Annotated in this window: 21 protein-coding genes; 14 read left to right on the top strand and 7 right to left on the bottom strand. The window is 34.8% G+C overall.

Annotated features, from left to right (window positions below; all coding sequences use genetic code 11):
* Positions 1 to 169: 169 nt before the first annotated feature.
* Positions 170 to 1,249, bottom strand: a complete 1,080-nt coding sequence (gene aroB, locus GQ593_RS11975; protein ID WP_160432239.1) for a 3-dehydroquinate synthase — start codon at positions 1,247 to 1,249, stop codon at positions 170 to 172.
* A gap of 87 nt (positions 1,250 to 1,336) precedes the next feature.
* On the opposite strand from aroB, the gene GQ593_RS11980 reads away from it, so the two are divergent.
* Together GQ593_RS11980 and glnB are read left to right on the top strand one after the other, a co-directional pair.
* Positions 1,337 to 2,974 carry an NAD+ synthase gene (locus tag GQ593_RS11980; RefSeq protein ID WP_442903617.1) on the top strand — a complete coding sequence of 546 codons (1,638 nt, stop codon included), beginning with the start codon at positions 1,337 to 1,339 and terminating at the stop codon, positions 2,972 to 2,974.
* Positions 2,975 to 2,997: 23 nt separating this feature from the next.
* Positions 2,998 to 3,336: a nitrogen regulatory protein P-II gene (glnB, locus tag GQ593_RS11985; RefSeq protein ID WP_160432241.1), complete on the top strand. Its 339-nt coding sequence runs from the start codon at positions 2,998 to 3,000 to the stop codon at positions 3,334 to 3,336.
* Positions 3,337 to 3,342: 6 nt separating this feature from the next.
* On the opposite strand, the gene GQ593_RS11990 is transcribed toward glnB, so the two are convergent.
* Complete coding sequence (locus GQ593_RS11990) at positions 3,343 to 3,969, bottom strand: hypothetical protein (RefSeq protein WP_160432242.1); 627 nt, start codon at positions 3,967 to 3,969, stop codon at positions 3,343 to 3,345.
* 331 nt (positions 3,970 to 4,300) lie between these two features.
* Between GQ593_RS11990 and GQ593_RS11995 the strand changes: the two genes are divergently transcribed.
* Entirely contained in the window at positions 4,301 to 4,927 is a 627-nt protein-coding gene (locus GQ593_RS11995) for a TfoX/Sxy family DNA transformation protein (protein ID WP_160432243.1), read from the top strand.
* Positions 4,928 to 5,058: 131 nt separating this feature from the next.
* On the opposite strand, the gene rhlB is transcribed toward GQ593_RS11995, so the two are convergent.
* The gene (gene rhlB / locus GQ593_RS12000; RefSeq protein WP_065638417.1) at positions 5,059 to 6,288 is read right to left on the bottom strand and encodes an ATP-dependent RNA helicase RhlB; all 1,230 of its coding nucleotides are present in this window, start codon (positions 6,286 to 6,288) and stop codon (positions 5,059 to 5,061) included.
* Positions 6,289 to 6,438: 150 nt separating this feature from the next.
* Here rhlB and trxA point away from each other — a divergent pair, with 150 nt between their 5' ends.
* From trxA to nrdG, 5 genes are all read left to right on the top strand, one after another.
* Positions 6,439 to 6,765, top strand: a complete 327-nt coding sequence (gene trxA, locus GQ593_RS12005; protein WP_160432244.1) for a thioredoxin TrxA — start codon at positions 6,439 to 6,441, stop codon at positions 6,763 to 6,765.
* A 358-nt stretch (positions 6,766 to 7,123) separates the two neighbouring features.
* On the top strand, positions 7,124 to 8,386 hold the full coding sequence (gene rho / locus GQ593_RS12010) for a transcription termination factor Rho (protein WP_034910472.1): 1,263 nt from the start codon (positions 7,124 to 7,126) through the stop codon (positions 8,384 to 8,386).
* 173 nt (positions 8,387 to 8,559) lie between these two features.
* Positions 8,560 to 9,975, top strand: a complete 1,416-nt coding sequence (gene gndA / locus GQ593_RS12015; protein ID WP_160432245.1) for an NADP-dependent phosphogluconate dehydrogenase — start codon at positions 8,560 to 8,562, stop codon at positions 9,973 to 9,975.
* A 350-nt stretch (positions 9,976 to 10,325) separates the two neighbouring features.
* Positions 10,326 to 12,461, top strand: coding sequence for an anaerobic ribonucleoside-triphosphate reductase (gene nrdD, locus GQ593_RS12020; protein WP_160432246.1), 2,136 nt, complete (start codon positions 10,326 to 10,328; stop codon positions 12,459 to 12,461).
* A gap of 17 nt (positions 12,462 to 12,478) precedes the next feature.
* Positions 12,479 to 12,943 (top strand): anaerobic ribonucleoside-triphosphate reductase-activating protein, encoded by a 465-nt coding sequence (nrdG, locus tag GQ593_RS12025; protein WP_160432247.1) that lies wholly within the window; start codon positions 12,479 to 12,481, stop codon positions 12,941 to 12,943.
* Positions 12,944 to 12,953: 10 nt separating this feature from the next.
* On the opposite strand, the gene can is transcribed toward nrdG, so the two are convergent.
* The 4 genes from can to GQ593_RS12045 all read right to left on the bottom strand — a co-directional run bounded on the left by can (position 12,954) and on the right by GQ593_RS12045 (position 16,183).
* Entirely contained in the window at positions 12,954 to 13,616 is a 663-nt protein-coding gene (can, locus tag GQ593_RS12030; RefSeq protein ID WP_065638422.1) for a carbonate dehydratase, read from the bottom strand.
* Positions 13,617 to 13,678: 62 nt separating this feature from the next.
* Positions 13,679 to 14,740, bottom strand: a complete 1,062-nt coding sequence (locus tag GQ593_RS12035) for an FAD-binding protein (RefSeq protein ID WP_160432248.1) — start codon at positions 14,738 to 14,740, stop codon at positions 13,679 to 13,681.
* Between the two features lie 181 nt (positions 14,741 to 14,921).
* Positions 14,922 to 15,968: a CobW family GTP-binding protein gene (locus tag GQ593_RS12040; protein ID WP_160432249.1), complete on the bottom strand. Its 1,047-nt coding sequence runs from the start codon at positions 15,966 to 15,968 to the stop codon at positions 14,922 to 14,924.
* Between the two features lie 17 nt (positions 15,969 to 15,985).
* Positions 15,986 to 16,183, bottom strand: a complete 198-nt coding sequence (locus GQ593_RS12045) for a YbdD/YjiX family protein (protein ID WP_160432250.1) — start codon at positions 16,181 to 16,183, stop codon at positions 15,986 to 15,988.
* A gap of 309 nt (positions 16,184 to 16,492) precedes the next feature.
* On the opposite strand from GQ593_RS12045, the gene murA reads away from it, so the two are divergent.
* From murA to GQ593_RS12075, 6 genes are all read left to right on the top strand, one after another.
* Positions 16,493 to 17,746: a UDP-N-acetylglucosamine 1-carboxyvinyltransferase gene (gene murA, locus GQ593_RS12050; protein WP_160432251.1), complete on the top strand. Its 1,254-nt coding sequence runs from the start codon at positions 16,493 to 16,495 to the stop codon at positions 17,744 to 17,746.
* Positions 17,747 to 17,800: 54 nt separating this feature from the next.
* Positions 17,801 to 18,376, top strand: coding sequence for a DJ-1 family glyoxalase III (locus GQ593_RS12055; RefSeq protein WP_160432252.1), 576 nt, complete (start codon positions 17,801 to 17,803; stop codon positions 18,374 to 18,376).
* An 11-nt stretch (positions 18,377 to 18,387) separates the two neighbouring features.
* On the top strand, positions 18,388 to 19,293 hold the full coding sequence (locus GQ593_RS12060; protein ID WP_160432253.1) for a cation diffusion facilitator family transporter: 906 nt from the start codon (positions 18,388 to 18,390) through the stop codon (positions 19,291 to 19,293).
* A gap of 84 nt (positions 19,294 to 19,377) precedes the next feature.
* Complete coding sequence (gene pfkA / locus GQ593_RS12065; protein ID WP_160432254.1) at positions 19,378 to 20,340, top strand: 6-phosphofructokinase; 963 nt, start codon at positions 19,378 to 19,380, stop codon at positions 20,338 to 20,340.
* Between the two features lie 212 nt (positions 20,341 to 20,552).
* Positions 20,553 to 20,804, top strand: coding sequence for a GNAT family N-acetyltransferase (locus GQ593_RS12070; RefSeq protein ID WP_160432255.1), 252 nt, complete (start codon positions 20,553 to 20,555; stop codon positions 20,802 to 20,804).
* A 146-nt stretch (positions 20,805 to 20,950) separates the two neighbouring features.
* Positions 20,951 to 22,021 carry an acyltransferase family protein gene (locus tag GQ593_RS12075; protein WP_160432256.1) on the top strand — a complete coding sequence of 357 codons (1,071 nt, stop codon included), beginning with the start codon at positions 20,951 to 20,953 and terminating at the stop codon, positions 22,019 to 22,021.
* The last annotated feature ends 345 nt before the right edge of the window (positions 22,022 to 22,366 follow it).

Below are 22,366 nucleotides of genomic sequence, written 5' to 3' on the forward strand. Positions count from 1 at the left end.
AGTATGGTATCACTGGCATTTATGTTAATGTGGCTGCCAATGTATTGTTGAGTAATTTATGTACAGCAAAGATCAACAGCCCCTAATTTTTAAAGCGATTTATTATTTTTGTAAAAATGTTTTAGTAGTTTAATGATATTTGGTGTAGAGTCAAAAAATATGGCTAATATTAGACGTTAGCAATAGACTCTAATACGATATTTTTATCAATGCCATCCATCACTTCAGCGTGCCCAATTTTAGTGGGTACCACTAATCGTAATTGTCCAGATAGTACTTTTTTGTCTCGTAACATGTGTGGTAGGTAAGATTCAATCGGCATAGTTGTTGGTCTGTTAACTGGTAGCTTAGCACGAATTAATAAATTTTTAATCCGTTCAATATCTGCTTGGGTTAATTTACCAAGTAATTTTGCGGTTTGTGCAGCCATTAGCATACCGACACTGACGGCTTCGCCATGTAGCCAGTTTCCATAGCCTAATTGTGCCTCTATCGCATGACCATAAGTATGACCAAGATTTAATATCGCGCGCATGCCTTGTTCTGTCTCGTCAGCAGCAACCACTTTTGCTTTTAGTTCGCAGCAATGGTAAATACAGTAACTTAATGCGTTAACATCTAAATTTAATAAATCTTCTATATGCTGTTCTAACCAATTAAAAAATACAGTATCTAAAATAATACCGTATTTTATCACTTCAGCAAGTCCTGCCGAAAGTTCTCGTTGCGGTAATGTTTTTAAACAATTAAGATCAATGACAACTGATTGCGGTTGATAAAATGCGCCAATCATATTTTTACCCAGTGGATGATTGATCGCGGTTTTGCCACCTACAGATGAGTCAACTTGAGATAGTAGTGTTGTGGGTACTTGAATAAACTTAATGCCACGTTGATAAGCTGATGCGGCAAATCCAGCAACATCACCAATGACGCCTCCACCAAGTGCAATCAATATTGAGCTTCGGGTATGATTATGGGCAAGCAAGGCTGAGAGTATCGTATTCCATGTTTCCATCGTTTTATACTGCTCACCATCAGGAACAACGACTGACTCGGTCTTTACACCATGCTTTTCAAGCATATCAATTAATGTTTGTAAATAAAGGGGCGCGATAGTTTCATTCGTAGCAATGAGCACGCGTTGACCAGCTTGGAGTTTAAAATGTTGAAATTCGCCTAGTAGATTTTCACCAATAGTGATGGGGTAACTGCGTTTAGCTAATGCCACATTTAATATTTTTTGCATAATAATTTCCAGACAAGTCAAAGCCAATTTATTGTTGCATGTTAGCGATAAAAAAGTGGCAGTGCAACTTAGAATCATTTAAACTTAATGATAATTTCGATTTGTGATATTAAATTTTATATGTCTTTATCTATTGTTTTAGCACAAAAAAATTGGCGTGTGGGCGATATTGAAGGGAACGCTCAACAGATTATTGAATTGATAAACAGCCATTCATCAGATGATCTCATTATTTTTTCAGAACTTGCTTTGTGTGGGTATCCACCCGAAGATTTAATTTTCCGTGTTGATTTTAAAGAACGTTGTCAAAATGCATTATCATTAATTCAACAAGCAAGTATGCAGTGTGCAGTCGTTGTTGGTCATCCGCATTGGCAAGATCAAAATATTTATAACGCGCTTTCCTTTTTCTGTGATGGAAAATTGTTAGCTCGCTATCATAAACAATGGCTACCCAATTATGATGTATTTGATGAAAAGCGTTATTTTTCTGCTGATAATCAAACTTGCGTAGTTAATTTTAAAGGTCAAAAGATTGGTTTATTGATTTGTGAAGATCTTTGGCAAAATCAGCCAATCGATGATATTAAACAAGCTCAAGTTGATTTTGTGGTGGCAGTTAATGCTTCGCCTTACGATTATGAAAAGCAAAAACATCGACATGATTTAGTGAAACGGCATGCAAAACGAACAGAGTTACCTATTATCTATGTCAATCAAGTGGGGGGGCAAGATGAGTTGGTTTTTGACGGTGGATCTTTTGTTTGTAATGATCACGGTGAAATTGTTTGTCAGCTAAATTCATTTGAAGAACAAATTGTCGCTTTTCAATTGGGTATAAATCATCCTGCGATAATTGATAAGAATGAAAATAATCAATTAGCTTCAGTTTATGATGCATTGGTACTGGCAACTCGCGATTATGTGACTAAAAATGGCTTCCAAGGTGCTGTTTTAGGGCTTTCTGGTGGGATTGATTCTGCTTTAACCCTTGCTATTGCGGTAGATGCTTTAGGTAAAGATAAAGTACAAGCAGTGATGATGCCGTTTCGTTATACAGCCGAGATTAGTATTGCTGATGCCAAAGAAGAAGCTGAAATATTAGGGGTTGAATTTGAAATTGTTTCAATAGAGCCGATGTTTGATGCGTTTATGTCATCGCTAAGCCCACTATTTTTAGACACACAAAAAGATACAACGGAAGAAAACCTGCAAGCCCGTTGTCGTGGTGTTATTTTAATGGCACTGTCAAATAAACGTCGTCGTCTGGTGCTAACAACAGGTAATAAAAGCGAAATGTCGGTAGGTTATGCAACGCTTTATGGCGATATGGCCGGTGGTTTTGATGTGCTCAAAGATGTACCTAAAACCATGGTGTTTGCGTTGTCAAAATACCGTAATACGCGTTCTTATGTTATTCCTGAGAGAGTGATAACACGACCACCTTCAGCCGAGTTAGCACCTGATCAGAAAGATGAAGATAGCTTACCTCCTTATGATATTTTAGATGGCATTTTGAAAGGTTATGTCGAACACGATCTTTCCATTGAACAACTTATTGCACAAGGTTATGATGAGGCGACAGTAAGGCGAGTGATTAAATTGGTTGATATCAATGAGTATAAACGTCGTCAATCAGCCGTTGGCCCGAAAATCACTGCTCGTAACTTTGGCAAAGGTCGACGTTATCCAATCACTTGTGCTTTTGGGTTTAAAAATTGGTAATTTTGAATTAAAGGAAAATAGATATGAAAAAAATTGAAGCAATTATTAAACCATTTAAACTTGATGATATTCGAGAAGCGCTTGCCGAGCAAGGTATTACCGGTATGACAGTAACTGAAGTTAAAGGTTTTGGGCGGCAAAAAGGCCATACAGAGCTTTATCGTGGTGCAGAATATATGGTTGATTTTTTACCCAAAGTGAAAATTGAGCTAGTTGTTTCAGATGATATTTTAGATATGTGTATCGAAACTATTATGAAAATCGCTCAAACGGGCAAAATCGGTGATGGCAAAATTTTTGTTTATAATGTTGAGCAGGTTATTCGTATTCGCACGGGTGAAATGGATGATTTAGCGATTTAATGTTAATTATTGAAGAATGTCTGGTCGTTCTTGCTTGAGTAGTTCAGGGGGGACAATACCTTGAATAGAACAAATAAGAAGGTTCATATTTGGACTTTTTTCAAGTAATAGCAGTTTTTCAGTAGTATTCGGTGCTGGAATGGTTTTTACTCCAACAACAGTACCGGTATTTTTATGCCAAGTTTGGATGTCATCATTAATACTTCGAACCTTTGGATTTCCGATATAAAGTAGGTTATCCTCCATATTTTTCCAATCTATAAACCCCAATGTCTCTTTGATTTGATTAATATCATTATCGATGATAAATCCCCAAAAATAATATTTGCCCATTTTACCAAGATCCATAGCACTATCATAATAGCCTGTAATTGTTAGGTTTTTATAAGTCATGGGGATTTTGAAATTAACATGGTTTTTGGCGATATCTGAACGATTTTCTACAGGAATATAAGCTTGGTTTTGGTTAAAATTTTTGATGTCAGTATATTTTTTTAATTCATCTTTATAGGTATAAACTTGTTTAAAAAATTCAGGGGTACAAAGTATTAACGAATCAATTAAGGGCAATTTATCGGCAGATGCGACAAAAGGGTAAAACATAAGAAATAAAGCAAAAATGTTTTTTATCATTTTGATTCAATTCGACAAAAATTAAGTACCATTAAGTTAACTAGTTTTGATTGTATAATTATTACGACAGAATAACAATGTTAAAGCTATTTTTCTTTTGTTAAGAATTATTAAGATTTAGTTTTTTATTAATACTATTTTTTTACAAAAATTATTCAAATTTCACAAAAATATAATTTATCAAGTAATAATATATTTAATCTTTATATATGGAATGCAGATCCCATAATTATGAGTTTATTTAGAAATAGTTTGAATATAGCGTGGCTATAAATTAGATTAACCAGTAAGTTATTTCGGTTACTTAATAAAGTTCAGATGGAAATTAATTATGTGCTCAATATTTGCAAATCGAATTTTAACCGTGCTTTCTGACATTGAAGATCTTTCAATCAAAACATTTTTTGGCGGATTTAGCGTTAATAGTAAAGATACAATGTTTGGCTGGATTACCCAAAAAGATTTTTATTTAAGAGGGCATCCTGATTATCGCTCATTTTTTATTGATTTAGGTATGCAGCCGTTGAGTATAACAATGGGGATGTCAACGAAGTTACTTGATTACTATAAAGTTGATGAGGAACTTTTTAAGGCTCAAGAAAAATTAGTCACTATGGTAAATATGGTGATCACATATACTAAAAAGGAGCTACACGAAAAAAATGAAATTAAGGCAAATCGGATAAAAGAACTACCCAATATGACCTTGTCATTAGAAAGGTTATTGTGCAGTGTTGGCATCAAAGATGTCGAAACATTTCAACAAGTAGGGTATTTAAGTGCATATTATAAGATAAAAAAGAAAAAGGAAGCCATTTCAATGAATATATTATTTGTTTTATATAGTTCATTGAATCGAATTCATGTTGCTACTTTATCAAAGGAAACTAAAAAAGAAATTGAGCTTGAATACCAATGTTTTTTAGAGCGGATGAATAAAGATTTACATGAAGAATAATTTTGGCACACCATGTTAATTACAATAGATTAGTAATATCACAAAAAGCTACCTAAAAATAATTTATAGCAAAGTATCATAGCATTATTAGCTAACTTTTTATGATGATATTAATTCCCTACCTACTATATCTAGTTTGAAGATTTTCTACGAGGTGGGCGCCTAAAAGGTTTTGGCGTTGGTAAATCAACCAATAATGCTGAAGGGTCATATTGGCTAACGGGAATAGCATGATCAATTGCTTTTTCAATAGCAGGCAAATTTTGCGAATAACGTTCACAGGCTAACGAAATTGAGTAACCTTCGGCTCCTGCACGCCCTGTTCGTCCAATACGATGTCGATAATCATCACAGTCGTCGGGTAGATCATAATTGAAGACATGGGTAACATTAGGAATGTGTAATCCTCGAGCCGCGACATCGGTGGCGACTAAAATATCAAGGTGACCTTGTGTAAATTGTTCTAAAATTGATAAGCGCTTCTTCTGGGCAATATCGCCGGTTAACAATCCAACGCGATGACCATCTGCAATAAGATGCCGCCAAATCTTTTCACAAGTTACTTTGGTATTAGCAAACACAATGCAACGATCTGGCCACTCTTCCTCAATTAGGGTTTGCAAAAGTGCTAATTTATCTTCATTAGATGGGAAAAATAACTCTTCTTTGATGCGATGACCAATTTTTTGTTCCGGTTCAATTTCGACATATTGTGGATTGTTCATATGTTCAAAGGCTAATTCGCGCACATTATGGGTTAATGTTGCAGAAAACAACATAGTTAGCCTTTTTTGTGGTGGGGTCATATGCTTGAAAACCCAACGTATATCGCGGATAAATCCTAAATCGAACATGCGATCAGCTTCGTCTAACACGACAACTTGAATTGCGTCTAAATTAATGTAATTTTGCTTAGCATAATCAATCAATCGCCCTGTTGTTGCAATTAAGATATCAACACCAGTAGAGAGTGTTTTTAATTGTTTATCGTAGCCATCACCACCGAAAGCTAACCCTAATTTTAAGCCCGTTTCTTCAGATAAAACTTCAGCATCATGATAAATTTGCACAACTAATTCGCGTGTTGGTGCAATAATAATAGCTCTTGGTTGATTGGTTTTATGGTCGGGTAAAGGTTCATGATTCAACAAATGATTAAATGTTGATGCCAAAAACGCCATGGTTTTGCCTGTTCCAGTTTGTCCTTGTCCAGCAATATCAGTTCCTTTAGCAGTTAATGGTAATGTTTTTTCTTGAATAGGGGTACAATAAACAAACCCTTTTTTCTCAAGCGCTTTTAACACTAAAGGATGAAGGGGAAATTGACTAAAAGTTGTTTTGGTAAGATATGATTGAATCATTATGGTTGCGGATATAATTATCAGAATTTTGAGATTATAACACACTAAATACAGTGGCATCACTAATAATTATATCCTATTATACTAATTACTAGTCGAGTAATTCAAACTCATCTATTATGCATTAAGTAAAATATGTTGGAGATACAAATGAGTAATAACATCGTTCAGTTATCAGAAGCTACATTCGATAAAACAGTTAATGAATCAGCAAAACCAGTACTTGTTGATTTTTGGGCTTCGTGGTGTGGTCCTTGCAAAATGATTGCTCCGATTTTGGAAGAAATAGCTCAAGAATATGGTGATAAAATCGTGATTGCCAAATTGAATGTTGAAGAAAATCCAAATGTAGCGCCTAAGTTTGGTATTCGAGGGATTCCTACCTTATTGATTTTTAAAAATGGACAAGTAGTTGCCACTCAAGTAGGGGCTTTATCTAAAGCTCAGCTTAAAGATTTTATCGATCCGCAATTATAATAGCCTATATTTGAATACGAGTTGTTAAAAGAGTAATGAGTTTATATTACTCTTTTGAATCCTATCTTTTTACTAGGTTTAGCAACTTAGAATAACTAATTTAATTAAATATAGACATATTAGTATTTTTAGTGTAAATTGCTAACCTCTTACAAATATTCCTTTCTACAAATTCATTGTTTTATTGGTAAAGTGGTGAAATTCTATATCCAGATCTTCAATTATCATCAAAAGCTTATTAATCGATTGAATTTATGTGTTGTAAGAGAGAGAATTTTTTATAAGTAAATGAAACTAATATACAAAAATAATATTAATTGCAAACATATCAATTTTATCCTCAAGAATTTTTAAAATTATGAATTTAACTGAATTAAAAAACACTTCTGTCTCTGAGCTTGTCGCGCTTGGTGAAAAAAAAATGGGGCTTGAAAATCTAGCCCGCCTTAGAAAACAAGACATTATTTTTGCAATCTTAAAGCAACATGCCAAAAGTGGTGAAGATATTTTTGGTGATGGTGTACTGGAAATTTTGCAAGATGGATTTGGCTTTTTGCGTTCAGCTGATAGTTCTTATTTAGCTGGACCCGATGATATTTATGTATCTCCAAGTCAGATTCGACGATTTAATTTAAGGACTGGTGATACTATTGCGGGTAAAATCCGTCCGCCAAAAGAAGGTGAACGATATTTTGCTTTGTTAAAAGTAAATGAAGTCAATCACGATAAGCCAGAAGACGCCCGCAACAAAATTCTTTTCGAAAACTTAACTCCACTTCATCCCAATTCTCGTTTAAGAATGGAACGAGGTAATGGTTCAACCGAAGATATCACAGCAAGAGTCCTTGATTTGGCATCACCAATAGGTAAAGGACAACGTGGTTTGATTGTTGCCCCGCCAAAAGCAGGTAAAACAATGCTTTTACAAAATATTGCTCAAAGTTTAGCAGTCAATCATCCTGAGTGTGAATTAGTGGTATTGATGATTGATGAGCGCCCAGAAGAAGTGACCGAAATGCAACGCCTAGTTAAAGGCGAAGTTGTTGCTTCGACTTTCGATGAGCCAGCAGCAAGGCATGTTCAAGTCGCTGAAATGGTAATTGAACGTGCAAAACGTTTGGTTGAACATAAAAAAGACGTGATTATTTTATTAGACTCAATCACCCGTTTGGCTCGTGCATACAATACAGTTGTTCCATCATCTGGTAAAGTATTAACTGGTGGTGTCGATGCTAATGCGTTACATCGTCCAAAACGCTTTTTTGGTGCGGCTCGTAATGTCGAAGAAGGTGGTAGTTTAACAATTATTGCAACCGCACTGATTGATACCGGCTCTAAAATGGATGAAGTTATTTACGAAGAGTTCAAAGGTACGGGGAATATGGAAGTTCATTTATCTCGTAAAATTGCTGAACGTCGTGTGTTCCCAGCGATCGACTTTAATCGCTCTGGTACTCGTAAAGAAGATTTAATGACTTCACCAGATGAACTACAAAAAATGTGGATCTTACGCAAAATTCTTAACCCAATGGGTGAGACTGATGCGATGGAATTTTTGATTGATAAACTTGCCATGACTAAGACCAACGATGAGTTTTTCGAAATGATGAAGCGTTCATGATTTGCTCAGTTGTTAGTAAATATCATTAAAATAATGAAAAAGAGCCGTCTTATATTCTGATACGGCTTTTTTATGGCAAAATATAGCGTAATTTATAAAACTTAATTAAGTTTTAGATGTTGTTAAAAAGCCTTATGGTTAAGGTTATAAAGGTTTAATAAAGGAGCCAACTCATGTCAAAACAACAAATCGGTGTTATTGGAATGGCAGTTATGGGGCGAAATCTTGCTCTCAATATTGAAAGTCGTGGATTTTCTGTTGCTATTTATAATCGTTCTAAAGATAAAACAGAGCAAGTCATGGCTGAACATTCTGATAAGCAATTGGTTCCTTATTTTACCATTGAAGATTTCGTCAATTCTTTAGAAAAACCACGTCGCATCCTAATCATGGTTCAAGCAGGTAAAGGTACAGATGCTGTAATTGATGAACTACGTCCACTTTTAGACAAAGGCGATATCATTATCGATGGCGGTAATGCTTATTTTGAAGACACAATTCGTCGTAATAAAACGTTATCAGCTGAAGGGTTTAACTTTATTGGTGCGGGGGTTTCTGGTGGTGAAGAGGGTGCACTCAAGGGGCCATCAATTATGCCTGGTGGACAAAAAGAGGCTTATAAATTAGTTGCACCTATATTAGAGCAAATTGCAGCTAAAGCTAATGGTGAACCTTGTGTGACTTATATCGGTCCAAATGGGGCTGGTCATTACGTAAAAATGGCACATAACGGCATTGAATATGGCGATATGCAACTGATAGCGGAAAGCTACTGGGTATTAAAGCATGCCGCTGGTTTAACGAATGATGAAATTGCAGAGGTGTTTACCGATTGGAATAAAGGTGAATTAGACAGTTATTTGATCGAAATCACTGCCGATATCTTCAAACATAAAGACGAAGAAGGTCATTATTTAGTTGATGTGATTTTAGATGCTGCAGGTAATAAAGGTACAGGTAAATGGACCAGCCAGAGCGCTTTAGATTTGGGTGAGCCTTTATCATTAATCACTGAGTCTGTATTTGCTCGTTATCTATCTGCAATTAAAGACCAGCGAGTTGCGGCAGCAAAAGTGTTAAATGGTCCGCAAAAAGAGCCTTATAGTGGCGATAAGAAAGAACTTATAGAAAAAGTTCGTAAAGCTCTTTATATGGGTAAAATCATCTCTTATGCGCAAGGGTTTGCACAATTAAAAGCCGCATCTCATAAATATCAATGGGATTTAAATTATGGTGAAATTGCTAAAATTTTTAGAGCAGGGTGTATTATTCGTGCACAATTTCTACAAAAAATTACCGATGCTTATGCTGAGAATAATGAGATTGATAATCTGTTATTAGCGCCATATTTCAATCAAATGGTCGAAGCTTATCAACAATCATTGCGTGATGTGGTGTCTTTAGCCGTACAACAAGGTATTGCTGTTCCAACACTTTCGGCGGCTATTGCTTATTATGATAGCTATCGTTCGGCGGTATTACCCGCTAATTTGATTCAAGCGCAACGAGATTATTTTGGTGCTCATACTTATCAACGTATTGATAAAGAAGGTGTGTTCCATACGGATTGGCTAAATATTGAATCATAATTTGTTTGATTAATAATCTTATTTTGGTATACAAAAGTGCAAGTAAGCTTTGCACTTTTGTTTATTTGTCTTTCTAGTGGATTTATTTCTTTTTTTCCCTTCTTATATCTTAGTATTTCATAAATGCTTGTCATTATTGACTTTAAACTTGTCAAGTTATTTTATTTATTAAAAAACTAGAAAAACACTATATATGGTGTATAATATCACAAATAAACACTATATATAGTATCATGTGAGCGATGCGAAAACTCAGTTTTATATCATAAAAGAGTAATAATTACATGAATATTTTTAGTGATATAAATCCTATGCCAATTACTAATTATTAATGAATATTGAGGAGATGTATGCCTGTAGTAATTAAACGTGATGGTTGTCAAACTGCATTTAATGAGACTCGAATCAAAGATGCCATTGTCAAAGCTGCAGTGGCGGCCAATGTTCATGATCCAGATTATTGTGCAACGGTTGCTCGTGTTGTGACCAATCAAATGACTGAGCGAGAAAGTGTCGATATTAATGAAATTCAAAATGCGGTTGAAAATCAGTTGATGTCAGGTCCGTATAAAAAATTAGCAAGAACTTATATCGAGTATCGCCATGATCGTGATCGCGCTCGTGAAGAACGTAGCCGGCTAAATCAAGATATTCGTGGGCTAATTGAGCAAAGTAACGTTGCTATTTTAAATGAAAATGCTAATAAAGATAGCAAGGTGATCCCAACTCAACGTGATTTGCTCGCTGGTATTGTGGCAAAGCATTATGCTAAACAATATTTATTACCAAAAGACATATCACACGCTCACGATTGTGGTGAAATTCATTATCATGATTTAGATTATGCGCCATTTTTCCCGATGTTTAACTGTATGTTAATTGATTTAGATGGTATGTTAACTAACGGATTTAAAATGGGTAATGCTGAAATTGAGCCGCCAAAATCAATTGCGACAGCGACAGCGGTAACTGCACAAATTATTGCACAGGTCGCTAGCCATATTTATGGTGGGACGACTATTAATCGCATCGATGAAGTTTTAGCGAAATTTGTTACTATCAGTTATAACAAACATAAACAAGTGGCAGAAGAGTGGCATATCCCAAACCCAGAGGATTATGCTAAAAGCCGAACTCAAAAAGAGTGTTACGATGCGTTTCAATCTCTAGAATATGAGGTGAACACTTTACACACTGCTAATGGTCAAACGCCGTTTGTTACTTTTGGTTTTGGCTTAGGAACAAGTTGGGAATCACGCTTAATTCAAGAATCTATTTTAAAAGTTCGCATTAAAGGACTTGGTAAAAATCATAAAACGGCTGTTTTCCCGAAATTGGTTTTTGCAATTAAAAATGGTATTAATCATAAACCAGGCGATACTAATTATGATATTAAACAACTTGCCTTAGAGTGCGCAAGTAAACGTATGTACCCAGATATTCTAAACTACGATAAAGTGGTTGAAGTTACTGGCTCATTTAAAACGCCAATGGGCTGCCGAAGCTTTTTAGGTGTTTATGAAGAAGATGGTCAATTAATTCATGATGGTCGTAATAATTTAGGTGTAATTAGTCTAAACTTGCCGCGTATAGCCATTGAAGCTAAAGGCGATGAAAGGCGTTTTTGGGAAATTTTAGATAAACGTTTAGCGCTATGTAAAAAAGCGTTAATGACGCGTATTGCTCGACTTGATAGTGTAAAAGCACGTGTAGCACCTATTTTATATATGGAAGGTGCTTGTGGTGTGAGACTTCACGAAGACGATAGTGTTTCTGAGATTTTCAAAAATGGTCGCGCTTCAATTTCTTTAGGTTATATTGGTCTTCATGAAACCTTAAATGCACTTTACGAAAATCAAACACACCCATTTGATAGTGATAAATTACGTGAAAAGGGGGTAGAAATTGTTGAGCGTTTACGTAAAGCGGTAGATCAATGGAAGGATGAAACTGGTTATGGCTTTAGCTTATATAGTACACCAAGCGAAAACTTATGTGATCGATTCTGCCGACTTGATACAGCCGAATTTGGTGTAATTGCTGGTGTTACTGATAAAGGCTATTATACAAACAGCTTTCATCTTGATGTTGAGAAAAAGGTTAATCCATACGAAAAAATCGAATTTGAAAAAATGTATCCTTCTATCGCAAATGGTGGATTTATTTGCTATGGTGAATATCCAAATATGATTAATAATATCAAAGCATTAGAGGATGTATGGGATTACAGCTATACTCGAGTACCTTATTATGGAACTAACACGCCCATTGATGAATGTTATGAATGTGGTTATACCGGTGAGTTTTCGTGTACAAGTAAAGGCTTTGTTTGCCCAAGTTGTGGTAATCATGACTCTACAAAAGTGTCTGTGATTCGCCGTGTTTGCGGATATTTAGGTAGTCCTGATGCTCGTCCATTTAATGCTGGTAAACAAGAAGAGGTCAAACGTCGGGTTAAACATTTGAATAATGGTCAAATTGGTTAATAATAAATGCGATACTTATGAATTATCATCGTTATTATCCTGTCGATGTTGTTAATGGTGAAGGAACTCGCTGCGTGCTTTTTGTTGCTGGTTGTGTACATCAGTGCCCTGGTTGTTATAACAAAAGTACATGGGGAGTAAATTCTGGTTTGCTATTTACGCAATCGCTTGAAGATCAAATTATCAAAGATTTACAAGATACCGAGATAAAACGCCAAGGATTATCGCTTTCTGGCGGTGATCCTTTGCATCCACAAAATGTGTCAACGATATTAAGACTGGTTCAACGCGTTAAATCCGAGTGTGATAGTAAAGATATCTGGCTTTGGACTGGCTATAAACTTGATGAGTTAACCATCGAACAACAAGCCGTTATTCCTTACATTGATGTGCTAATTGATGGAAAATTTATACAAGAACTTGCTGATCCTCGCTTATTGTGGCGAGGAAGCAGCAATCAAGTTATTTATCGTTTTAAATAAAAAAATTGGGTTATTTTTGTGACTTATGTAAATTTAAAAGATAAGAAATGGCCTCACGATAATTAATTTCAAGATTTTCACTGCTGGATGATGTGATATGTAAATCGGTTATCTTACCGTTATCAATACCGTAGACCCAACCATGTAAATTCACTTTTTGACCTCGTTGCCATGCTGATTGGATTATTGTGGAGTGCCCAAGATTGTAAACTTGTTCAATTACATTGAGTTCACATAACACATCTAAGCGGATATCAGGTGGAAATTGGCCCAGCAGTGAACTGTTTCGAAACCACAGATCACGAATATGCAGTAGCCAGTTATTAATTAACCCTAAATCAGGATTTTCAACCGCATCACGAATTCCACCACAACCTAAATGACCGCAAACAATGATATCTTCAATTTTAAGTACATCTACAGCATATTGCACTACTGATAAACAGTTGAGATCGGTATGAATAACAAGATTGCCTACGTTTCTATGAACAAATAGCTCACCTGGTTTTAGTTGGATAAGTTTTTCTGCTGAAACACGGCTATCTGAACAGCCAATCCATAAAAATTTCGGATTTTGTGCAACGGCAAGCTGTTTAAAAAATTCAGGATCTTCTTGCTCAATTTTTTCTGACCATTCGTGATTAAAACGAATTAAATCTTCGACATCAAACATAATTGATATTTCCTCATATATTTCATTATTATTCTTATACTATGCTTATTTTTGATTTTACGTTACTCAATTCTTTCAATATGCTGAATCTTGCTTTTCATTATCAGTTTACGCCATAAAGGGGTCGTTAATACTTTGGCTTTGAAAATTTTGCAATAAAGTTTTAATCGTAGTGGCATTGTGCGTTGATAATAACATTTATTAGGTTTGGGGTGGTGGCTGTTTAAAATTTTACTTAAAATTTCAGCACTATCCAAAGCATAGCTAATACCTTCTAAAGAACTTGCACTAATAAAACCAGCTGCTTCACCAACTAGAAAGATATTCTCATTGCCAGTATAAAAATCACGCAATCGATTTGGGTAAACGACTAAACACTTTTCTGTTTTTAGCGGTTGACCGAAAATGAATCCTTGTGTTGCTAATTTTTCTTTTAATTTTTCAAAATTTTGATTTGCTACTTTTTTGGGGAAAGCACCACCAAAAATAAAATAACCATCTTTCGAAATACTCCAAGCGTAGCAATTTGTCGATTTATTATCAAATACACACGAATTAAAAGGATTTTGGTGCAGTTCTGGAAACCATTGCTGTATCGCCACATATTGTCTTATTGTATGCTGAGGATATCGCATCCGCCTAACAAGGGAATTAGCACCATCAGCACCGACCACATATTGAGCTGTGATATTATGCTCAGTCTTATTTTCAGTTTGATAGGTGATTTGATAACCATCAATGATACGTCTAACTTCTTTACAAAGTGTATTATGAAGGACGGTGACGTTTGATGGTATTAGTGATTTTAGCCATAGATCAAATTTATGCCTATCGAAACTCACATAACTTCGTTGATAATTCCGAACAAGTTTGGTTTGTAAGTCATAAGTTTTGACACTAAAAATTTGAGGATTCGTTAAAATATCAGCTGGTAAGGTCAAATTTTGCCGAACAAAGGATCTCTGTGCATCATTTGCTAATAGTCCACCACACGGTTTATGGAATCCTCCATCTCCTGTTTGATGTTTTGTATCTAATGCAATGACTTTAAAAGACGGGTTAAGTAAACGAGCTAGTGTACTGCCAGCCGGTCCAAGTCCTATGATTGCGATATCGTAATCCATGTTATTGTGTTGCTTGTCTTATCATGTTTAAAAGGCGGTTATGGTAGCAAATTAAATTAAGTGTGGCTATTAGAGATGTGAGTTTCCCTATGCCTGTTAACTTGTAAAGAAGTTTCAGGAAAGTATGTGTTTCAGTATAAAAATAGGATGTGAATCTGCCTTTTTAATGCATTAATTTTTGTTATTGGTCTGATACTGTTTTTAAAAACGATTTATTTAATTCATCAAATGGCAACGTACGACTGATGATTACCAATCGAGATATTCTTTCTGCTAAATTTTGCCAAGGAGAACCGTAGTCAAATCCCACGACTTTATGTACACCTTGAACAATCAATCGTTGATTGTTATTTTTGATAGCTAAAACACCTTTGTAGCGTAACATGTCGTTACCATATTGTTCGACTAAGCTCTCCATAAAAGAACCAATCTTTTTCAGATCGAGCTCGCCAGCTTCAAAAAGATAAGAACGAATATTATCACCCCATAATGTTGCTTGTTTTTGGATTGGTAGTGGTTGAAAGTTTGCTTCAAACTTTTTAGTTGGGTTGATAACAAAAAAGCCTTTATTTATTGTTAGCTCATCACTGAGATCAAAGGCATGTATATCAAGCCATTGTGATTTTGGTATTTGCCCTTTTATAGCTTCAAAGATGGTGGCTTTATGATTGATTTTATGAATTCGATTAATCACTTCAGCTTTTTGCTGATCACTAATACAGTCAGTTTTAGTTAAAATAATGCGATCTGCAAAACCAATTTGTGAAAGGGTTACCGGATGTTCATTAAGATGTTTTAAAATATGATGGGCATCAACAAGTGTAATAATTCCATCAAGTTGAATTGTTTGTCGAATTAAATCATCAATAAAAAAGGTTTGAATGATTGGTGCTGGATCGGCAAGTCCAGTTGTTTCGATAATCAGCCGATCAAATTGTAATTCGCCTGTTAAACGCTTTGCGTGTAATTTATGTAATGCTTCAGTAAGTTCGCCTTGTACAGTACAACAAATACATCCATTAGTCATTTCGACAATTTGAAATTCGGTACTAACATTTAATAAACTACTATCGATGTTTACTGGACCAAATTCATTTTCGATAATAATCACTTTCTCATCATGGTTATGCTTTAACAGATAATTAATGAGTGTTGTTTTACCAGAACCCAAAAAACCAGTTAATAAGGTAACAGGTAATAATAATGAAGATGAAACAGGGTCTGTCATTTATTGTCTCTTAATGGTTAGCAACATTTAAACCCACCTTTGCCACTATATTTTGCCTCTTGACGCTCTTTGAAAAACTCTTCATAAGTCATGGGTGTTTGTTCTGGATGAGTGAGCTTCATATGCTGAACATAATTATCATAATCAGGAATGCCAATCATTAAGTTAGCCGCTTGGCCCAGATATTTTCCTGCTTTAGCGAGTGAATCAAACATACTTTTTCTCTTAATTGAACATTATTGCCTTATACTGAGATATTAAATTCTTGTCAACCTTATCTCATAACGCAAATTATTTTTAAAAATTGACATATTCCAATATAAGATGCTAATTAGCCTGAGTCAATCATTGATTAATAGTAATCATTATTAAATTAGGTAATATAATGAAATTTCGATAGCCCTTTTATTTACTTTTTGTTGATGCAGAAGAAGGGCGTATTTCAAATTTTTCATAAAATACATTTATCTATTAGTAAATAACTTCTATAATATTTACCAATTTATCATGCATAAGAGTTAATAATGGAAAAGTTTCACGTAACAGGTCCAACCACGCTAAATGGTGATGTGGTTATCTCTGGCGCAAAAAATGCTGCGCTACCCATTTTATTTGCTGCGATTTTAGCTGAAAAACCAGTAGAGCTTCGAAATGTTCCCAAGTTAAAAGATATCGACACAACGTTGGAATTATTAAGCCAGCTAGGCGTAAAATGTGAACGAAGTGATATTATTCACCTTGATGCAGGTCATCTTAATAATTATTGTGCACCTTATGAGCTAGTTAAAACGATGCGTGCTTCGATTTGGGCTCTAGGTCCACTTGTTGCTCGTTTTGGACAAGGTCAAGTTTCATTACCTGGCGGCTGTGCTATCGGTGCAAGACCTGTTGATCTTCATATTACAGGTCTTGAACAATTAGGGGCGACAATTATACTTGATGAAGGTTATGTTAAAGCATCGGTAGATGGACGCCTGAAAGGTGCTCATATTGTTATGGATAAAGTGAGTGTTGGCGCGACAGTGACTATAATGTCAGCTGCTACTTTAGCTGAAGGTAAAACTGTAATCGAAAATGCTGCTTGTGAACCTGAAATTGTTGATACAGCTAAATTCCTGAATATGCTAGGCGCTAAAATTACTGGTGCAGGTACAATGCGTATTGAAATTGAAGGCGTTGAATGTTTAGGTGGTGGTGTGCATGAGATCGTTTCTGATCGCATTGAAACAGGGACTTTTTTAGTTGCGGCTGTTATATCTCAAGGTAAAATTACTTGTCGTAAAACTGATCCTACCTTGCTTGATTCTGTGCTTTCTAAATTGAAGGAGGCAGGTGCTAAAATTGAAATTGGTGATGATTGGATTTGTTTAGATATGCAGGGAAAACGGGCGAAAGCGGTCAACATTCACACCGCTCCGCATCCAGGGTTTCCTACCGATATGCAAGCACAATTTTCATTATTGAATATGGTTGCTGAGGGTACAGGAATCATTAAAGAAACGATTTTTGAAAATCGATTTATGCATGTACCTGAGTTAATTCGTATGGGTGCTAGAGCTGAAATTGAAGGCAATACCTTAATTACGCATGGCGTTGAAAAATTGAGTGGAACACAAGTCATGGCAACGGATTTACGGGCATCAGCAAGTTTAGTTTTAGCCGGTTGCATAGCAGAAGGTTTAACGACGGTTGATCGAATTTATCATATTGATCGTGGTTATGATAATATTGAAGAAAAACTAAGAAAATTAGGCGCGAATATTGAAAGAGTAAAATAAATCTCATTTTATTAAATATGATGAGTCAGTTACTTATTCAAAAGAGGGACAACAATGACAAAACAAGCGTTGGTATTTTTATCAAATGGCTGTGAAGAAACAGAAGCTGTCACGACAATTGATTTATTAACCCGAGCCGATATTAAAGTGACTACCGCGAGTATCTTAAGTACTCGTGAAATTGAATGTTCCCGAGGAGTAACAATTTTGGCTAAAAAAACATTGTCAGATATTCAATACATTGATTTTGACGTTGTTATTTTACCCGGTGGTGTAAAAGGCGCAGAAAATTTTCGAGACTGTCCATTATTGATCGAGAAATTAAAGCAAACACATCAAAATGGCGGTATTGTTGCTGCAATCTGTGCTTCGCCAGCAGTGGTTTTACAGCATCATAATTTATTTCCGCATGCCGGTATGACTGGTTATCCAACCACTAAAGATGCATTTAAAAACTGGAAAGCTAATAGAGTTTATTTTGATGAACCAAATAAAGTTATTACCAGCCAAGGTCCTGCGACTTCCATTGATTTTGCTTTAAAAATTATCGAGGTATTGTTAGGACAAACAAAAGCTGCCGCGGTTGCTGAGCAGTTAGTTCTTCCATCAGGGATTGAATCCTATCAATAAATAGGTATTAAATGCCAAATTCACATTTGTACGAAAGATTAGTTAAAAGAGCGACATTGAGCGCCGTTCTAATCTCTATTTTTCTAATTTTAATTAAATTGATTACTTGCTGGGTAACCGGTTCAATAAGTTTGTTTGCGTCATTATTGGATTCAAGTATCGATTTACTTGCTTCTGGATTCAATTTTTTTTTGGTTCGTTATGCGCTAAAACCTGCAGATGATGAACATACTTTTGGTCATGGTAAGGCAGAATCGTTGGCTGCATTATCGCAGAGCGCATTTATTATTGGTTCTGCGATAGTTTTATTACTTTCTAGTCTTCGATCGTTTATTCACCCAAGTGAGTTGCAACTTCCTTTATTAGGAATTGCTGTTTCGATAGTTTCTGCTGTAATTACAGCTGTTCTTGTTTTATATCAAAGACACGTTGTCAAAATGACTAGCAGTAATGCTATTCAGGCTGATATGCTACATTATTCTTCCGATATGTGGATGAATATTGCCGTTATCATAGCACTTTGTTTAAGTTGGTATGGCATTACTTATGCTGATGCAGTTTTTGCATCGTTTATTGCTTTATATATTTGTTATAACGCCTATCACATTGCTTATGGCGCCATTCAGGATTTACTTGATCGCGCTTTGCCTGATAGCGATAAAATACGTATTGCTGAAATTGTTGCTTCATACCCAGATGTACAAGGTTTTCATGAGCTAAAAACCCGGCAAGCAGGTCCTTTAAAATTTATTCAATTGCATCTTGAGCTAGATGATGATATGCCTTTAATTACAGCACATGCTATTGCTGATGCTATTGAAAAACATATTTCTAAAGAGTTTGCTCCAGCAACAGTTATTATTCACCAAGATCCAATTTCTGTTGTACCAACCGAAATAAAAGAGCAGAAAAATTAATCAAAAATAGCTTTTTTTGTCTATTGTTAGATATCTGTTAAGACTCTATAATAACGAAAAGTTAATAATTTGGAGTTGTTTCATATGATAAAAAAAATAGGTATTTTAACCAGTGGTGGCGATGCTCCAGGAATGAATGCTGCTATTCGTGGTGTTGTAAGAACTGCATTAGCGGAAGGATTGGATGTCTTTGGTATTTATGATGGTTATATGGGGCTTTGTGAAGATCGCATTGTTCAATTAGAGCGTTCAAGTGTATCAGATATTATTACTCGCGGTGGTACATTTCTTGGTTCGGCTAGATTTCCAGAGTTTAAAGATAAAAATGTAAGACAAAAAGCCATTGCTAATTTAAAAAAACATCAAATTGATGCTTTAGTGGTTATTGGTGGCGATGGTTCATATATGGGTGCAATGCGATTAACTGAAGAAGGTTTTCCATGTATCGGCTTACCTGGTACTATCGATAATGATATTCGTGGAACTGATTATACCATTGGCTATTTTACTGCCCTTAGTACTGCAGTTGAAGCAATTGACAGATTACGTGATACTTGTTCTTCGCATAACCGAATTTCAGTTATTGAAATTATGGGGCGGGACTGTGGTGATTTAACCTTAAATGCTTCTGTTGCTGGGGGCTGTGAATTTATGATTATTCCTGAGGTTTCTTATACTAAAGAAGATCTAATCGAAGAAATTAAACTAGGCTTTGCAAAAGGTAAAAAACATGCAATTGTAACTGTTACAGAGCATATGTGTGATGTAAACCAACTTGCAGCAGACATTGAAGCGGCAGTTCATCACGAAACACGTGCAACGGTATTAGGTCATGTTCAACGTGGTGGCTCTCCTGTTCCTTATGATCGTATTTTAGGTTCTCGCATGGGTGCTTATGCAGTTGAATTGTTGCTACAAGGTCATGCTGGTAGAAGCGTTGGTGTACAAAATGGTAAATTAGTACATCATAATATTATTGAAGCTATCAATAATATGAAACGTCCATTTGATATAGATCTATACAATACGGCTAAAAGATTATTTTAAATGGTAATTGTGCCGTTAAAGCATAATCAATATTGGTAAAGATCTGAATGCTTTGTTATAGGTGACTGATTGACGATACAATCTTAAAACAGTCATCTATTGTTTATTTGCTAGTTTTCGTATAGTTAGCTGATATTGGATTAAACTTACCATAAAATAATTTTTGAATTTATCAAGTGATCGATTAATTACAATGGTCTATAGGTAATTTTATGTCATTACGTTTTTTAGAAGATAATGATCGTTTTTATGCTTGTGATACTAATAATAAAGAAGTTGCTGAAATGACCTTTACAAGGGTAGGAAAAGATAAAGCTACGATTAATCATACTTATGTCGATCCTGCATATCGAGGCCAAGGCATTGCTGATAATTTGTTAGACCTTGTCGTTAAACGATTACAACAAGAAGAACGTGAAATTATTCCTATTTGTTCATTTGCTGTTAATAAATTGGCTAGATGACCAGTTTAAACACAATATAATAATTCATTGATTTATATTGCTATATCTGTTGTGTTTTGCCTAAAATTTTTTTGTAAATGAGGGTTCTAGTTACATGAAAATGTGGTAATGTATGCTAATTACTTTCATTATTTACACTATCTAAAATGGTAACAGAAAAAACACAAAAAATTCATTCCATTCACGTATTACGTGGTGTTGCAATTATTATGATTGTTTTTAGTCACTGTTTGGGGGTGTTTAAAAATACTCATTTAATCGCTAATAGTTATTTATTTTCTTTTTTGAATTTATTTGCGTTTAATTTTACTACTTTTTTTGTGTTAATTGCTGGTTTTTTATTTCAACATTTAACCTATAAATTCGATACTAAATCATATTATTTATCAAAAATTAAGACAGTAGTATGTCCTTATATTTCAGTATCAGTTTTCTGTTTTATATTTTTCCATTATCAGTATTTATCAGATTTACCATGGTTCTCATCAACTGAAACTAGTATTACCAGCACGATAGTTCGTATGATGTTAACTGGTACTCAGCTTTTACCTTTGTGGTTTATACCGATGATTATCATTGTATATCTTATGGGGCCACTCTTTTTTTATTGGTCGAAAAAGAATTTAATCGTCGTAAGTTTGATTGCTATGTTTTGGGTCGTGATGTTTACTAAACCCGATTTTACTAAACCGCTTTTAAATTTATTGCATTATGGTCCTGTCTATCTAATTGGTATGATGATAAAACAAAATTATCAAACCATCATGAAGTCAATAAAAGATAATTTGTACTGGGTGATATTCCTTTTTGGTTTATGTTTTCTTGTTCCATTCACTTATCGTTATACAAGCCATTTAGTTGTCGAAAAACTTTATTACGATACATTACAAAAGATCATATTATTTATATTAGCACTCTATTTTTTAGATGGACTCAACCATAAAATAAATGAGGGGAAACTATATAAATTCTTTTCTTATATGGCAAATATTAGTTTTCCAATTTATTTTATCCATGAAATTATTGTGTTAGAGCTTGAACATCTAGTGTATATGTCTCCACTAAGCAATATAATCAAAACCGACAATGGTTGGTTGGCATCGTTGGGCGCTGTGAGCTTCTTAGTGTCTACTCTAACTTTAAGTGTAATGATAGCTAACATAATCAAATTGATTTTCAAAAATAAAACAAAATATCTTATCGGTGGAATTCGCTAAATAATGTCATTCACACTTAAATTTAGCACTTTTTGAAGATATTTTTATTAAAGAACAGTCTGAATTATTTCCTTCAGAAAATAATAAATAGTTTTATTTGAAAATGACTAGCAGCATATAAATTAACTTAATGAATTGTTTTTTCAGTAACAAATGATTTTTATTTTGTTTATAAAGAATGTGACAAATAAACAGATTTGAACAAATAAAAAACAAACGGAAAAAAAATTAAAATTAATACTTGCACGATTTTTTAAAGCCCCTATAATGCGCATCCACTGACACGCAGTCAGCGACAAGCAGGCGGTGAGTTAGAAAGCGAGATCAAAAATTTTAAAAAAAGAT

Source organism: Gilliamella sp. Pas-s25 (assembly GCF_009795885.1).
Lineage (GTDB): Bacteria > Pseudomonadota > Gammaproteobacteria > Enterobacterales > Orbaceae > Gilliamella.